General features: G+C 67.9%; 15 protein-coding genes and 1 tRNA gene. 11 read left to right on the top strand and 5 right to left on the bottom strand.

Features of this window, described 5'->3' with window-relative positions; translation table 11 throughout:
• Positions 1–96 precede the first annotated feature (96 nt).
• The 9 genes from IQ251_RS00360 to IQ251_RS00400 all read left to right on the top strand — a co-directional run bounded on the left by IQ251_RS00360 (position 97) and on the right by IQ251_RS00400 (position 9,500).
• Positions 97–1,260, top strand: a complete 1,164-nt coding sequence (locus tag IQ251_RS00360) for an acyl-CoA dehydrogenase family protein (protein ID WP_370591114.1) — start codon at positions 97–99, stop codon at positions 1,258–1,260.
• Between the two features lie 17 nt (positions 1,261–1,277).
• Positions 1,278–2,048, top strand: coding sequence for an enoyl-CoA hydratase/isomerase family protein (locus IQ251_RS00365; RefSeq protein ID WP_228045876.1), 771 nt, complete (start codon positions 1,278–1,280; stop codon positions 2,046–2,048).
• A gap of 2 nt (positions 2,049–2,050) precedes the next feature.
• Entirely contained in the window at positions 2,051–2,842 is a 792-nt protein-coding gene (locus tag IQ251_RS00370) for an enoyl-CoA hydratase/isomerase family protein (protein ID WP_193926348.1), read from the top strand.
• A gap of 77 nt (positions 2,843–2,919) precedes the next feature.
• Positions 2,920–4,164, top strand: coding sequence for a TRAP transporter substrate-binding protein DctP (gene dctP, locus IQ251_RS00375; protein ID WP_193926349.1), 1,245 nt, complete (start codon positions 2,920–2,922; stop codon positions 4,162–4,164).
• A 28-nt stretch (positions 4,165–4,192) separates the two neighbouring features.
• Positions 4,193–5,170, top strand: coding sequence for a phosphotriesterase family protein (locus IQ251_RS00380; RefSeq protein WP_193926350.1), 978 nt, complete (start codon positions 4,193–4,195; stop codon positions 5,168–5,170).
• A gap of 2 nt (positions 5,171–5,172) precedes the next feature.
• Positions 5,173–6,345, top strand: a complete 1,173-nt coding sequence (locus IQ251_RS00385) for a flavin reductase (protein WP_193926351.1) — start codon at positions 5,173–5,175, stop codon at positions 6,343–6,345.
• The gene (locus tag IQ251_RS00390; RefSeq protein ID WP_228045854.1) at positions 6,342–7,550 is read left to right on the top strand and encodes a CaiB/BaiF CoA transferase family protein; all 1,209 of its coding nucleotides are present in this window, start codon (positions 6,342–6,344) and stop codon (positions 7,548–7,550) included. The genes IQ251_RS00385 and IQ251_RS00390 overlap by 4 nt, the downstream gene beginning before the upstream one ends.
• Positions 7,551–7,673: 123 nt before the next feature.
• The gene (locus IQ251_RS00395; RefSeq protein WP_193926352.1) at positions 7,674–8,357 is read left to right on the top strand and encodes a TetR/AcrR family transcriptional regulator; all 684 of its coding nucleotides are present in this window, start codon (positions 7,674–7,676) and stop codon (positions 8,355–8,357) included.
• 396 nt (positions 8,358–8,753) lie between these two features.
• On the top strand, positions 8,754–9,500 hold the full coding sequence (locus IQ251_RS00400; RefSeq protein WP_193926353.1) for a carboxymuconolactone decarboxylase family protein: 747 nt from the start codon (positions 8,754–8,756) through the stop codon (positions 9,498–9,500).
• A 3-nt stretch (positions 9,501–9,503) separates the two neighbouring features.
• On the opposite strand, the gene IQ251_RS00405 is transcribed toward IQ251_RS00400, so the two are convergent.
• From IQ251_RS00405 to IQ251_RS00420, 4 genes are all read right to left on the bottom strand, one after another.
• The gene (locus IQ251_RS00405) at positions 9,504–10,277 is read right to left on the bottom strand and encodes an SDR family NAD(P)-dependent oxidoreductase (protein WP_370591115.1); all 774 of its coding nucleotides are present in this window, start codon (positions 10,275–10,277) and stop codon (positions 9,504–9,506) included.
• Between the two features lie 29 nt (positions 10,278–10,306).
• Positions 10,307–11,821, bottom strand: coding sequence for a TRAP transporter large permease (locus IQ251_RS00410; protein WP_193926354.1), 1,515 nt, complete (start codon positions 11,819–11,821; stop codon positions 10,307–10,309).
• A gap of 12 nt (positions 11,822–11,833) precedes the next feature.
• Positions 11,834–12,370: a TRAP transporter small permease gene (locus IQ251_RS00415; RefSeq protein ID WP_193926355.1), complete on the bottom strand. Its 537-nt coding sequence runs from the start codon at positions 12,368–12,370 to the stop codon at positions 11,834–11,836.
• Positions 12,371–12,433: 63 nt separating this feature from the next.
• Positions 12,434–13,210, bottom strand: coding sequence for an SDR family NAD(P)-dependent oxidoreductase (locus IQ251_RS00420; RefSeq protein WP_193926356.1), 777 nt, complete (start codon positions 13,208–13,210; stop codon positions 12,434–12,436).
• A gap of 470 nt (positions 13,211–13,680) precedes the next feature.
• Between IQ251_RS00420 and IQ251_RS20145 the strand changes: the two genes are divergently transcribed.
• Positions 13,681–13,962, top strand: a complete 282-nt coding sequence (locus IQ251_RS20145) for a hypothetical protein (RefSeq protein ID WP_193926357.1) — start codon at positions 13,681–13,683, stop codon at positions 13,960–13,962.
• Between the two features lie 305 nt (positions 13,963–14,267).
• On the opposite strand, the gene IQ251_RS00430 is transcribed toward IQ251_RS20145, so the two are convergent.
• Positions 14,268–14,341, bottom strand: a tRNA-Pro gene (locus IQ251_RS00430).
• Positions 14,342–14,688: 347 nt separating this feature from the next.
• Between IQ251_RS00430 and IQ251_RS00435 the strand changes: the two genes are divergently transcribed.
• Complete coding sequence (locus tag IQ251_RS00435) at positions 14,689–15,831, top strand: MFS transporter (RefSeq protein WP_228045855.1); 1,143 nt, start codon at positions 14,689–14,691, stop codon at positions 15,829–15,831.
• Positions 15,832–15,837: the final 6 nt, after the last annotated feature.

Genomic DNA, 15,837 nt, shown 5'->3' on the forward strand with positions numbered 1-15,837 from the left:
GCACAGAGAGGGGGACGCATGGTGGGCAGCTCAGGAGCCGAGGCCATCGAGCCCAAGGAGATCGTCGAGGCCCTGTTCGGCTTCGTCGACAAGGCGGTGGCGCCGCTGGAGGACAAGCATCGAGACCTGCTGGAGGATCCGGCCAGGATCTTCGACGAGCGCGGGCTGACGTCACCCGAGTACCAGGACGTCAGCCGTCAGGTACGTGAGCTCTCGGCCGAAGCGGGCTTCTATACCTTGTACGGCGCCGAGGAACTCGGCGGCGCCAACCTCTCGGCCACCGGGATCGTCGCGGTGCAGGAGGCGATGCACCACAAGTACCGGCCGGATCGCATCCTCGTGCACGAATCCGTGATCCCCTCACCGTTTACCAACGGCCTCAGCCCGCTGCTGCTCGAACTCAACCCGCAGCTCCTGGCGGAACGCATCGACGCCATCCGGGACGGCGTTGCGACGCTGTGCTTCGCGCTCTCGGAGCCGGATGCCGGCTCGGACGTGTTCAACCTCCGGACCAAGGCGAACCCGGTCGAGGGCGGCTGGATGATCAACGGCCAGAAGCAGTGGATCTCCAACGCCGCGCACGCCTCGCACGCGTTCGTCTTCGCAGTCACCGATCCCGACGCCGTCCGGGAGCGGCGCGGCGGGATCACCTGCTTCTTCGTCGACACCGACACCGAGGGGTTCTCCGTCGACACCGGGATCCCGATGATGGGCTCGCGCGGCTCGAACGCCACCATCATCTCCCTGACCGACGTCCGGGTCTCCCCTCAGCAGATCGTCGGCGAGGAGGGCGCCGCGCTGCGGCTCGCGCTGGGCGGCATCAGCCGTGGCCGCCTCACCATGTCCGCGACCTGCGTCGGGCTGGCGCGATGGGCGCTGGACATGGCTGTGGAGTACGCGAACGCCCGACGGACCTTCGGCAGGGCCATCGGGGAGCACCAGATGATCCAGGCGAAGCTCGCCGACATGGCGATGGAGATCTATCTGTGCCACTCCGCGGTGCTCCGGACGGCGGAGATGGTCGACGCCGGCCGGGCCTCGATCAAGGAGACATCCATCGTCAAGGCGCGCTGCACCGAGATGGTTGGCAAGGTGCTGGACGAGGCCATCCAGGTCCACGGCGGCCTCGGGCTCACCAACGAGCTCGGTCTCGAGGCCGGCTACCGGTACGCGCGGATGCTGCGGATTCCGGACGGCACCTCGGAGATCCAGCGGCGCACCATCGCCAAGCGCCTGCTGCGAGGTGACCTGGACCTGTGAGTAGCCAGGGCTCCTTGATGCTCGTCGACCGCAAGCTCCGCGACGGCGTGCTCTACGTGACACTCAATCGTCCAGAAGCGCTGAACGCACTCAGCCCAGAGCTGCGTGAGGATCTGCGTGTCGCCCTGCTGGACGCCCATCAGGATGACGACGTCCGCTGCCTGGTGCTGTCCGGCGCCGGCGGGAACTTCTCCGCCGGCGGCGACGTCACACGGATGGGCCAGAACACCCCGGCCAAAAGCGCGGCCCGGCTCGGCCTTGGTCGCGAGCTGGTCGAGCTGCTGCGCAATATCCGGGTGCCGACCCTCGCAGCGGCCCGCGGGCACGCCGTCGGCGCCGGCTTCGGACTCGCGATGGGCACCGATGTGATCGTCGCCGAGTCGGGCGCCCGGTTCCAGTGCGGCTTCATCAAGCGCGGTCTGGCGCCGGACAGCGCAGTCTCCTACCTCCTCGCCCAACAACTCGGCGTGCGAAGGGCGCTGTATTACACGATGACCGGCGAGGTCATCGACGCCGCCACCGCGGTCGACCTCGGTATCGCGGCGACACAGTTCTCCAGCGAGGAGTTCGACGACCGTACGCACGAGGTGGCCCGGCGGCTGGCCGAGGGGCCCACCGCCGCACTGTTCGCCACGCGCAAGGCCGTCCACGCCGCCGCCGATTCCACGTTCGCCCAGACATGGGACTTCGAGGCCTTCGCCGCGGCCGTGACCTCCTCGACCCACGACCACAAGAACGCCGTGGCCGCGTTCAAGTCCAAGACCCCCGCCCGATTCCAAGGAGAGTGACCGTGAGCCTCGTAGATGTGGGCCGCTTCGACGACGACCGGTACGCGGTCGTGACGATGGATCGTCCCGACAAGCTCAACGCCCTCAACAGCGAGTTGCTCGACGATCTCTTCGCCGCCCTGGACTCGCTCGCGGAGGACGACGCCATCTCGTCAGTGGTGATCTGCGGCAACGGGGGCAACTTCAGTGCCGGCTACGATGTGGTCTCGGGGTACACCGCGCCCACCGCGTACCAGGACTGGCGGAAGCTACAGGGCAAGATCGACCGCTGGGAGCAGATCTGGCGGTACCCGAAACCGCTGATCGCGGCGGTGGAAGGTCACTGCCTGGGCGGCGCGACCATGCTAGTCGCCTGCTGCGACCTCGTCGTCGTCGCCGAGGACGCCAACATCGGCTGGCCGTCGATCCCGCTCGGCGGCGGCCTGCTGAGCCCGGTCTCGCTCTGGCACATCGGCATGCGGAAGGCCAAGGAGCTCTCCTACATCGCCGGTAACTCCATGACCGGCACCGAGGCGGTCGATCTCGGGTGGGCCAACACGAGCGCCCCGAACGGTGAAGCTGCGACCGGGGCGGCGCAGATGGCTCGCCGGGTCGGCAAGACGCCACTCGACCTGCTCTACCTGAAGAAGAACGCGCTGAACCGTGTTTTCGACCGCCAGGGCTTCACCGAGGCGCTTCGAGCAGGGGCGGAGTGGGACTCCATCTCGCACACGGCCGAGTCGATCGACGAGGTCAAGGACCAGATGCGCGACCTCGGGTTCAAGGGCGCGATCAAACACTTCACCCAGGACTGAGGTCCGGCACGGGCAGAATGCAAAGGAGCACGCGCATGGGTGCGGAGTGGAGGAAGGTCGCCGTCAGTGTCGCTGCGGTGCTCGCCACGGTGGCCGTCTCGGGATGCAGCAAGGCCGACAGCGCGGGCGTGGACAACTCCGGCGGAAAGGGACTGCCACCCGGGGCGACGAAGGCCCAGTACCAGGCGGCGTTCGAGGACGTCGAGCCGATCGAGCTCTCCTTCCAGGTGGCCTCGTCGAACCCGGAGGCCTATTCATCGATGCGTGACGTGGAGTTCGCCCAGTCGCTGGAGGAATGGTCCAACGGCAAGATCGACGTGCAGATCCACTACGCCGGTGCGATCACGGAGCCCACCGAGACGCCCGATGCGCTCGTGGACGGCCGGCTGGATCTCGCGCACTACTACACCACCTACGAACCCAACGAGATGCCCGCGTTCGTCGACCTGAGCGACTCGATGGTCCAGGTCCCCAGTACGCCACTGGTCGGCGAACTCGTGCTCCACGCCGCCTTCCAGGAGATGGTGTTCCGCACCCCCGAGATCATCGAGGAGTTCGAGGACCGGGGCATGCACGTGCTGGCCCCGGCGAGCTCCTTCGGCGTGACCGAGATGATCTGCAACTCCGAACGCGGTTCGCTGGCGGACCTCGAGAACGCCCAGATCCGTGGCAACGCACACGCTCACGAGACCGAGATCGATGCGCTGGGAGGCACGATCTCCTCCGTCGAGCTGGCCGAAGGGTACGAGGCGTTCCAGCGCGGAGTGCTGGACTGCTCGCTGCAGGCACCGGCCACGGCGGAGTCGGCGGGCTGGCTCGATGCAGCGCCGCACGTGTACTTCCCGCGGAGCCAGGGGTTCGCCCCCGGGCCCGGCAGTCTGGTGGCGGGTGCCTCCTGGGATCAGCTTCCGCTCGTCGCTCAGCAGTTGATGTCGGACCGGATGAAGGAGTACATGTCGGCGGAGCTGTACGGCGCCTTGCAGTCGATCGACGACACCGTCGTCGAGACGGCCGAGAACGGCGGGTCGGCGCAGTACCTCGACGCCGAGTCGGAGGCCGCGCTGAGTAGGGCGAACGAGGATCTGCTCGCCGACGTCGAAAACTCGCCGGTGCTTGCCGGCGAAGCACTCAACGCGGACGTCGCCGAGTCCATTCACAAGTGGACCGCGATCACCGATCAGCTTGGCTACACCGAGGATGGAGACGTCGCGAACTTCGACGACTGGTATCAGGGCTCGGCGAAGTTCGAGGACCGCTCCTACCTGGAGCCGATCACCAACCGTCTCCACGAAGAGGCCTTCCTCCCCGAGCGACCCCGCTGACCGGCGGGTTCCGGCAAGGAGCAGTCAGATGATTCCGACCCTCACCGGCACCGTGGCCGAGGACGCGCTGGGGCGCGTGCTGATGCATGAGCACGTGTTCGTCCTCAACGCCGAGCTGATGATCAACTACCCGGCGATGTTCCCCGAGGACGCCATGGTGGAGCGTGCCGTCACGGTGCTCAAAGAGGTCCAGGCCACCGGCATCGACACCTACGTCGACCTCTCAGTGATGGGCACCGGGCGCAACGTGCCTGTCCTTCACCGGATCGCCGAGCAGGTCGACCTCAAGATCTTGCTGGCCACGGGCTGGTACACCTACCACGAGGCACCGGTCTTCGCGCAGCTCAACGGCCCGGGACGCCTCTTCGACGGCCCGGACCCCCTGGCCGAGATGTTCATCCAGGACATCCGGCACGGCATCGGCCAGACTGGAGTGCGCGCGGCCGTGCTCAAGTGCTCGGCGGACAAGTACGGCATGACCGACGGCGTCATGAACGTCATGCAAGCCGTGGCCGACGCACACCTGGAGACCGAAGCCCCGATCTTCACCCACTCCGACCCCGGCAACGGGACCGGCCTCGCGCAACAGGACTACTTCGAGTCCCGCGGCGTCGACCTCACTGGGGTGGTCGTGGGCCACTGCGGGGACACCGACGACCTCGATGTCCTACGGAGGATCGCGGACCGCGGCTCGGTGCTCGGCATGGACCGGTTCGGGCTCGAGTCCCGGCTGCCCTACGAGGCGCGAGTGGAGGCGGTGGTGCGGATGTGCGCCCTCGGCTACGCCGACCGGATGGTCATCTCCACCGACTCCTCGGTGTTCAGCATGAACTTCCCCGACGCCCATCGCCGTGATCACCTGCCGTTGTGGGACGCCCGGTCCGTTATGCCCCGCGTCGTCGCCGACCTGCGCGCGGGTGGCGTCGGCGAGGACGATATCGATCAGATGATGCAGCACAATCCGGCCCGCATCTTGGGGTCTGCGAGCCGGCGAGAGGATGCATGATCATGCACGTCTTCGATTCGAACACCTTCCGGCGAGTGCTCGGCTCGTTCCCGACCGGCGTCGTGGTCATCACCGCGACCGGCAGCGACGGCGAGGCCCTGGCGATGACGGTCGGGTCGTTCATGTCGGTGTCCCTGGATCCACCGCTGGTTGGCTTCCTGCCCAGCAAGACCTCGTCGTCGTGGGCCGCGATCCGTGCGAGCGGCAAGCGATTCGGGGTCAACGTGCTGAGCAACACCCAGGAGGACGTCTGCCGCGCGGTCGCCAAGCGGAAGACGGACAAGCTGGTCGACTTCGAGTGGTCCCGCACCGAGTACGGCACGCCGAAGCTGGCCGAGAGCATCGCCTTCATCGACTGCGAGACCGAGAGCGTCTACGACGGCGGCGACCACGAGATCGTGATCGGTCGGGTGCTCGCGCTCGAGAGCATGAAGACCACCTTGCCGCTGCTGTTCTTCCGGGGTGGGTACGGCTCGTTCCGCCCGGGCTCGATGGCCGTGGAGTCCGGCATCCCCGGCGCCCGGCTGGCGGAGCTCGACGTCGTGCGGCCCCACTTGGAACGGCTCTCGCGCCACCTCTCCCTCGAGGTCACCGCGATGTGCCGGATCGACGAGAATCTGGTCACGGTCGCTGCGGCCGGCACCTCGAAGCGCTCGGTCAGGCTGCAGCGGGTCGGACGCCAGGTGCCGTTCATGCCACCGATCGGTGGCGTCTTCGCGGCCTTCGGTGGCCCGGAGGCGGAGACGGAGTGGCTGGACAACGTCCACCACGACTTCGACGGGTCGGCGCGACAGAGTTACGAGCAGGCGCTGAACCGGGTCCGCGAGGCCGGATTCGCGGTCGGGATCGGGCACGACTCCGGCAAGGCGATCGAGGGGGCCTCGGTCTCGGCGAACGAAGACGGTTCCCCGCACGAGCGCCGCCGCCTGGCCCGGGTCATCAGCGACGCGTCGGAGGGGTTCAACACCCACGAGCTGCGGCCGGAGGAGCAGTACGAGTTCCATTCGATGACCGCTCCCGTCTTCGACGCCGACGGCGCGTGCGCGTTCTCGCTGACCGTCTGGGGCGCCCGCGGCACGATCCCGGGGCCCGACGTCCTCGCCATCGGTGACAAGCTGATCCGCGCGGCCGAGTCCTGCACCGCCGACCTCCAGCGCGCCGGGAGGAGCCGATGAACGAGATGATCCCCGCGGCGCTGTCCTCCTTCCAGGACCTGCTCGTCATCGAGCTCGCCCACATCTACAACGGCCCCTACTGCGGACTCATGTTCGCGCACCTGGGCGCCGATGTGGTAAAGGTGGAGCCGCTCTCGGGCGAGCGGCTGCGCGGGCGCGCCCGCGGCGATGCCGACCCGCAGGAGTTCATCATGCTGAACTCCAACAAGAAGAGCGTCGCCCTCGACCTCAAGAGCAAGGAGGGCCACGAGGCGCTGCTGGGTTTGGTGGACGCCGCCGACGTGCTGATCGAGAACTACTCACCCGGCGCGCTGGAGCGGATGGGGCTGGCGCCCGAGGTCCTGCTGGAGCGGAACCCGCGGCTGATCGTCGCGTCGGGGAAGGGGTATGGCTCCTCGGGACCTTACGCCGCGATGCCGGCCATGGATCTGACCGTGCAGGCGATGTCCGGCACGATCGCGACGTCCGGCTTATCGGACGGCCCGCCGGTGAAGGCCGGGCCGGCCTTCACCGACCTCTCCGGCGGCATCCACCTCTTCGGCGCCGCGATGGCGGCGCTGTACGAGCGCGAGCGCACCGGGCATGGCCGGCTGGTCGAGGTCTCGATGCACGACACCATCTACCCGATGCTCACCTCCGCGTTGAGCGGCCTGTACAACTACCCCGACCGGGACCTCCCCGAGCGCACCGGCAACCGGCACTCCGGGCTGGCGATGGCGCCCTATAACGTCTACGAGGCGGCCGATGGCTGGTTGGCGATCATCACCACCGCCGACGAGCACTGGACCGGCCTCTGCCGGGCGCTCGACCTGGAGCCGCTGCTGGAGGACCCGCGGTTCGCCACCAAGCACCTTCGGGCCGACCACATGGAGGATCTGGACGCCGCGATCAGCGCAGTGACGGCCACGCTCACCCGCGATGCGATCGTCGAGCGGCTCGAGGCGCACCGGGTCCCATGCGCGCCGGTGAAGGGACTCCGGGAAGTCGACAACGATCCGCACCTGATTGCGCGAGGCATGATCCGCTACATCGACCATCCCAATAACGGGCGGGTGCCGACCGTCGGAAATCCGCTGCGGGTCTCCCCCGAGGTCGGCACGGCGCCCCTGACCCACGCGCCCACGATCGGTCAGGATCAGGCCGAGGTGCTCGGCAGGATCCTCGGGATGTCCGCCGAGGCCGCCGAGCGCCTCAGGAAACCATGATGACCAGCGTGCCTACCGAACCCGAGCTCTCTGGCCCATATAGTGAAAGGACGGAACGTGACCACATCCGTCGCCCCTCCGAGTCCGGTTAGGAGCCAGTCGCCTGTGAGGTTCCCCGCGGCGGTGGACGCCGACATCGAGGACATCACACGGGCCTTGGGCGTGTGGAGCGGCGTGGTTTCCGAGTCGGAGCCCAAGAACAAGCGCGGCGTTCGTACGCGTCAGCACCTGCTGGACTCCGCCGCGGCCACCTTTGTCCGGCTCGGCTATGTGAACTGTGCGGTCGAGGACATCCTGCAGGAGGCGGATGTCTCGCGCGGGACCTTCTACTCCCACTTCAAAAGCAAGAAGGCGATCTTCGCAGCCGTCATCACCTGCTCCCTCGAATCCCGGATGAAGAGCACCGACGTCTCCGATTCCGAGGAGCCCCTCGTGCGTGGCCGGGTCGAGGAATCCGTCCGACGGTTCCTCGATTCCTATTGGCGCACCCGCGGCCTGTCCCAGGTGATCGAGCAGGTGGCTAACCACGACCCGTCCTTCCGCGAGATCCGGCTGATCATCCGGGACAGCTTCGCCAAGCGGATCGCGAAGGGGATCCGCCGGCAACAGGCCCGTGGCATCGCGGACCCCGCAGTCGACCCGGCCGAGGCCGGGCTCGCACTCGTCTCGATGTTGACCAACTATGCGCACACCGAACTCGGGTGGCGTCAGCGACAACCGAGTGAAGAGATGGTCGAGCTCCTGACCCGTTTTTGGGTGCACGGCATCGGGCTCGACGAGGATGCGCCGGTCCAGCCCGATGATTGACCTCGACCCCTGGGCAACCCTGCCGGCACCCGAGCTCGATTCGGCACGGTTCAGCGATTCACAGTCAAGGAGTGCTCGATGTTCGGAGTACCGGGTCGTCAACCCTGCCACCGGTGATCTGGAGCGCGCCGAACGTGTCGGCACGCGGATCGAGGCCGGAAGGTTGTTCTGAACACGCCCGAGGCGTCCCGCGAGTTCCTGCCCTTCGGTGGCGTCAAGCGGTCCGGGTCGGGCGCGAGCTGGGCCCGCTGGCCATGGACGAGTTCGTCAACAAGCAGCTGGTCTACAAGAAGGGTTGAACACCAGGGGTCCCAGCACGAGACGGGGCTGCCCACCGCCTCCTCTGCACCGCCGACGGTGGGCAGCCCCGTCTCCGAGGCCCGGAGGAGGACGTCGATGGAAGACGAACAGCAGTTGCGGGAGGAGGCTAGGGCCGCGTTCAAGGCCGCCCATGGGTACTGGCACGCGGCGCTCGACGATCTACTGCGGGTGGACCCGCGCTACGTCGCCGCCTACGATCGGTTGCTCCGGGTCACCAGTGAACGCGGGCATCTGTCTCCGGTCCAGCGCGAGCTCATCGGTGTGGCCGTCAACGCCCAGGTGACCTACCTCAACCCGGTCTACACCCGACACCACGTCGGGGAGGCCCGCAGACTGGGCGCGAGCGAAGCCGAGGTCGTCGAGACACTGCAGCTGGCGGCGTCACTCGGTGTCCACTCGATGCTGGTCGGCGTTCCGATCGCGCACGAGGTCTTCGAGGAGCTGGGCGTGGCCGCTTCCCCGCAGCTCGACAAGCACGCGCACGGGCTGAAGGAAGACTTCATTCGGGAGCGGAAGTACTGGTCACCGCCGTGGGACACCGTGCTCGCTTACACGCCGGAGTACTTCGATGCCTACCTCGGGCTCTCCCGCATCCCGTGGGTGCACGGCGTCCTCGAGGAATCGTTCAAGGAGCTCATCTACGTGGCCATCGACGTGGTCACCACGCACCTGTTCGTCTCCGGCATCCGGGTGCACGTCCGGAAGGCGATCGAGTACGGCGCGACGCCCGATCAGGTCATCGACGTCATCACGATCGCCAGCAACATCGGCGTCCACAGCACACTGATGGGCGCCTCTCAGATGGGCGCCGACCAGCGGTGATGGTCAGAGGCAGCCGCGCAGGTTGTTCCCGGCGGTCTCTCCGCCGTCCACCGCTAAGGACGCCCCGTTGATGAACTGGGCGTCGTCCGAGGCGAGGTGGACAACGAGCGCGGCGACCTCCTCCGGCTGTCCGACCCGACCGGCCGGGATTTGACCGATCCCCCGATCCAGGTCCGCGGTGAGCGGCGTGGCGATGCTCCCGGGGTGGATGGAGTTGACGCGCACGCCGTCGCCGCCGAGCTCGAGCGCCGCAGTCTTGGTTAGGCCGTGCACGCCCCACTTCGAGGCGCTGTAGGCGGCCGACCCCTTGAAGCCGACCAAGCCAGCGATCGAGGAGATGTTGACGATCGCGGAGGTCTCGTTGGCGCGCAGTGCGGGCAACGCGGCCTGCATCCCGTAGAAGACGCCGTCGAGATTGACCGCCATCACCTGCCGCCAAGTCTCCGGCTCCGCTCCGGCGACACCGCCGCGGCCGGCGATCCCCGCGTTGTTGACCAGCACGTCGAGCCGACCGAACGCGTCCAGGGTCGCGCGGATCGCATCCGCCCAGGCCGCGGGGTCGCTCACGTCCAAGCGGACGGCACGCGCGCGGTCCGGACCCCACCGGCCTGCCTGCTTACGTGCCTCCTCGCCGTCGAGGTCGGCGAGGATCACTCGCGCGCTGTGGTCGACGAGGGCGCGGGCGGTGGCCAGTCCGATGCCGGACGCCGCGCCGGTGACGAGGACAACCTTGTCCGCGAGACGGGCGGCTGGGCCCGCGATCTGTCCTGATGGCACGTACTTCTCCTGGATCGAGTGGTGGCAGGTCAGGCGTTCGAGATGCTCGGCAGCCAGAGCGCCAGGTCCGGCCAGAGGATGAGCAGCAGCAGGAAGACGATCGCCAACGGCAGGAACCAGATCAGCGACACGAAGACGTCGTTGAGACTGATCCGGGTGCCGATGTTGACCTCCCGCCGCTTGCACAAGTTGTAAACGACATAGGACAGGACACCCACCGGCGGCGTGGCCATCCCGATCTCACCGAGCAGCACCACGAAGACACCGAACCAGAGCGGGTCCACACCGACTGCGGCGAACGTGGGCATCAGCACCGGGACTGTCAGCAGCACCATCGCGAGGGTGTCGAAGAACATCCCCATGAAGACGTACAAGACGATCAGGAGGCACAGGAAGGCGACCCGGCCGAGACCGAGGTCGGTGATGAACCCGGCGACGCTCTCGGCCAGACCCGTCACGGCCAACAACCGAGTCAGCATGTGGGCGCCGATGAGGATGAAGAAGACCGCTGCCGTGGCTCGCACCGCGTTCATCGCCGCGGAGGTCACCTGAGCCAGCGGACGGTCCCGCCACGTGTAGACGATGGCGAGGACCAGCGCCATCCCGGCCGCCGCCGCACCCGCCTCGCTCGGGGTGAAGATCCCGCTGAACATGCCGCCGAATAGGACGATCATGATCAGCGGGAAGCCCCAGATGCCGGCCAGCGCGCGGAACCGCTCCGACCACGACGCCACGCCCGGGCGGGCCTTGTTCCGGCCCACCATCTTCGGCAGGAAGACCCCGATCAGGAAGAACGCCGCGGCATACATGACTGCGATGGCTACCCCGGGGAGGACCCCGGCGATCAGCTGTGGGCCGACCGGCACCGAGGCGATCCCGGCGTAGACCACCAGGAGGATGCTCGGCGGGATCAGCTGCCCGGGGAGACCAGCGGTGATCACCGTCCCGACCGCGACCCGGCGGTCGTAGCCTGCGCGGAGCATCTCGGGGATACCGGCGCGACCGAGCGCGTAGGTCATCCCGATCGTCGATCCGCTGACCGAAGCCAGCCCGGCGCCGGCGGCGGTGGTACCGATGCCGAACCCACCGGGGAGCCAGCCGAACCAGAGCTCGGTGGCGCGGTATAGCTTCTGGGTGATCCCCGCCTGGGTCAGCAGCAGGCCCATGAAGATGAACAGGGGAAGCACCGTCATCGACCACGAGGACGATGCGGAGAACGCCGTCGTCGAGAGCACGTTGGTCAGCGCCATGCTTCCGCTCACGTAATAGATCCCGAGGGCACTGGCGAGCATGAGCGACACGGCGATGGGGGCGCCCATGAACATCAGCGCGAGCATCAGCCCGATGGTCCACAGCCCGGAAGCGATGTCACTCACGCTGGTGAACAGGCCAATCGTGCACCCCACGCTGACACCGAGTGAGATCAGGAACCCGACCGGGACACCGCTGCGGTGCGGCGGCCGGTCGGCGGACTCGGGGCTGTTTCCCGACGTGCCGGTACCGTCCTCGGGCACGCCGGTACCGACGTGAGCGATGTGGGACATCGGAGTTCCTCCTCAGGAAGCGACGGACTCGGCGTCGTCGTGCAGGGGGGTGCCGGTGCCGGTGTTGAGGTCGCCGTCCGGGTGCTTGAAGGCCAGCACGGCATCGCAGATGAAGGCGACGGTGACGAACACGAAGCTCACCGGCACGAGGTAGTAGAAGGGGAAGATCGGCAGCGAGGTGATCCCGGCCGTCGCCAGCACCTCGGTCTTCTCCAGCGCCTCCTGCAGCCCGAACCAGGCGATGCTCGCGCATACCGCGGCGCTGGCGGCGTAACCGAGGCACTTCAGCAGTGCCAACGAACGCGGCTTCAGCCGCTCGGTGAGGATGGAGACGGTGTAGTGCTCCTTCCACACCTGGGCGCCCGGGATGGCCAGCAGCACGATCAGCGGGAGGAACCACTGCGAGGAGATCTCGTTGGCGGCGTATATCGGTACACCCCACCACGTGCGGCCGAGCGCGTTCGTCACCGAGACGACAATCATGGCCAGCAACGCCAACGCAGCGATGCTCGTGGAGATCCGCTCCGGGATCCGAACGAACTTCAGCAAGGGATCACGCCTTCGTCGTTGGGGGCGAGAATGTGGCCGAGAATTGCTGGTGACCGCGGGCGGTCATCGCACGAACGGGGTCGTGGACTCGAAGCCACCACGGATGCCGCCGTCGATCCGGATGACCTCGGCGTTGAGGTAGCTGTTCTCGGCGACGTGGTGCGCGAGGGCGGCGAACTCGCCGGGATCGCCCATCCGTGGCGGGAACGGAACGTGCCGCGGCAGCGGCGGCGTCTTGTCGAGGATCGGGGTGTCGAACAGGCCCGGCGCGATGGTGACCACCCGTATGCCGAACCGGGAGAGTTCCCTGGCCAGCGGCAGCGTCATGCCGGCGACGCCCGACTTCGACGCCGAGTAGGCCGACTGGCCGGCCTTGCCGTCGAACGCGGCCCCGGAGGACGTGAGCACGATGAAGCCACGGCTGCCGTCCTCGACCTGGGTGCGCCGGGCGATCGCCCCCGCCGCGTGGCGCACCATGATGAAGCTGCCGAGCAGGTTGATGCGCAGGGTGCGCTCGATGGTCTCCAGGTTGTCGAGCGGCTCCCCCGTCTCCGGGGAGATGAGGTGCCCTGGATTGGACGGGCCGAAGTCCGCGATCCCGGCGCAGTGCACGAGACCGGCGACCGACGCATGCGCCGCGATCTCCGCGAAGACCTCGCCGACTGCGGTGTCCGAACAGACGTCGACGTCGATCTGGTGGACATTTCCCTGCGACTCAAGGGCCGCCGTGGAGCGGTCCAGGCCGTAGACGGTGTAACCAGCTGCGACGAACCGTGCGACGGTCGCGGCACCGAGGCCGCCGGCCGACCCGGTCACGACAACGGCTTCATTGCTGGGCATGTCGTCACCTTCCGAGGCGCGCAGCAGGGTGGGTGATCGAGATCGACGAGCTTCGTGTGCCGTACGAGTGAGAACTATGTCTCATTGCCGCGGAACCTGCCACAGAATCTATACAGTCATGTTCTTGTTTGTCTAGGGCATTCGCGAGACCGGACCTCCGATCCCTCGTGTGACTCCGAAACCCCTAGCAAGATCCCTCGACGCGTTACGGACACCTCCGTCCAGAAATTTGAAGCCAACCGCCCTCGCAGACCCGTGGGAAACGACGTCGGCGAGTTCGTCCGGCTGCGCCGGGTACGTGTCAGAGGACAACACGGATCTCGTCTCCCTTCTCACTCACCGGGAACGACCGCAGCCGGATCCGCGGCACGCCTGCGTGCTCCTCGGTTGTGACTCATCCCGCTCGTGGACACCGTTCCACCCGGGACGGCAACCAATCCGTGCGCTGGTCGTCGAGCGAACCCTGGCTGGTGGCGATCTTCGCCATCACCGCTGTCGTCGTGAAGCCGATCGTCGGTTTCGTGGCCGACCGATTCTTCGGTGGTGCTCGGAAGAAGCCGATCGCTGCCATTCTCGGGATATTTGCCGCCTCACTGATCCTCTTCGGCAGAGTCGACTCCACGACGGCGTTCATGGTGATCGCCCCGCTGTTGGGAGCTGCTTCGACCCGGTCTTTGCCCGGGCGACGGGGCTCGGCCCGGTCGCGGCCCCCTTTTCGCGCGGAGATGGGAGGCATCCACACACGCGCGTGACCAATCGATCGGTCCGGCCGCATTGAGCTGGGCGAGCAAGACCTCGGGAAGCTGGTCGAGGCCCCCGGCCTTATGCCGGTCCCGCAACCGCCGCCGGCAGGTCATCCCGGAGCCGGGATTCGGCCCACGACTGCCTGGCCCCCAGTCCGTCGCCGATACGGGCGAGGTGCTGTCGCAGCACCTCCAACGGCCCCCAAGTGGTCCCATCTCCGAAGTGTGTGCAGCACTGAGGAGGCCGCCCTCACAACACGAAAAAACCCGCTCACCAGGCATTTGCCACGGTGAGCGGGATTCGTTTCACGCTGTCGGGACGGCGGGATTCGAACCCACGACCCCCTGACCCCCAGTCAGGTGCGCTACCAAGCTGCGCCACGTCCCGGCCACACCACTTCTTCCGCGCGGTGCTCGCCCAGTCTAGCGCACCGCGGTGGTGGTGATCGCCGCCCCCCTCAGGGTGGCATTTTCGCAGCTCATGACTGTGCCGGGCTGGCTTTCCTCGCCGGGTTGGAGCTGCCGATGCGTGCGAGCCAGTTTGAGGCCTATGATTGGTTTCATTTATCGCTGAAATAATAGAGCTATTCATACCGGGTGGCCGACCGTCGACGTTGCGCGGAGGTCGATCGTGGTCGGTTTACGGTGATCGGCGGGCCGGCTGAGACGCAGAAGGCAGGAGGCTTCGTCGTAGCGATCGGTGCGGCTGCCGGCTCACGGTGGGCGGTTCCCGCCTTGGGATTCGGCGCCTTCGCCGTGGGCACCTGCGAACTCGTGCTGGCCGGCGTACTCGCCGACCTCAGCGCCACGTTCGGCGTGCCTGTCGGCGTCGGTGGCCAGGTGGTCACCGCCTTCGGCCTGACCTGCGCCGTGCTGGCACCGGTGTTGGCCACCGCCAGCGCACGGTGGCCGCGGCGGCAGGTCCTGCTCGGTGCGATCGGGCTCTACCTGCTCGGCGTCCTGGCCACCGCCCTGGCCCCGTCGTTCACCGCGGTGCTGGCCGCGCAGATGGTGGCCGCCGCCGGAGCCGGCCTGTTCCTGCCGACCGCCACGGTGACCGCCTCGGCCGTCGTCGCACCGCACCGCCGTGGCCGCGCGATCGCGGTGGTGACCACCGGGATGACCGCCGCCACCGCGCTCGGCGCTCCGCTGGGCACGGCCATCGGCGGGATCGCGGGCTGGCGCGCCACGATGTGGTTCGTGGCCGCGCTGGCCGGTGCTGCCGCGATCGCGCTGGCCGTCGTCGTCCCGGGCGCGCTGCCGGTGTCCACGCCGGAGGGCCTGCGGGCCCGGCTGCGACCACTGGCGCGCACACCGGTGCTGCTGTTGCTGGGCACGACGCTGCTGGCCTTCACCGCCGTCTACATCCCCTACACCTACATCTCCGTCGTGTTCGCCGAAGCCACCAGCGGCAGCGGTGTGCTGCTGGCGGTGCTCATGGCCGTGCTCGGCGTCGTCGGCGTGGTCGGCAACCTCGGCGCAGGCGCGCTCGCCGACCGCTTCGGCGGCCGCGCGATCGTCGGCACCGCGCTGATCGGCGTGACCGGGGCGCTGCTGCTGATGCCCGCCGCCTCCACGACCCTGCCGACCGCGATCGCGGTCATCGCGGGCTACGGACTGGTGGGCTTCGCGATCAGCACACCGCAGACGCACCGGCTGATCACCACCGACCCGGACTCGGCCGCCGTACTCGTCGCGTTGAACGCGGCCGCGCTCTACCTGGCGATCTCGTCGTCCGGTGCGGTCGGTGCGGCAGGGCTCGGTGTTGTGGGCGCAGGTGGTCTCGGGCCGCTCGCGGCCGTGTTCGCCGTGCTGGCCCTCGCCGTCTCCGAAGCCGCCCACCGGCTCAGCCGTCAGCGCGCCGGCACTGCGGGGTGAACGGCC

This window comes from Saccharopolyspora montiporae, assembly GCF_015209505.1.
Lineage (GTDB): Bacteria > Actinomycetota > Actinomycetes > Mycobacteriales > Pseudonocardiaceae > Saccharopolyspora > Saccharopolyspora montiporae.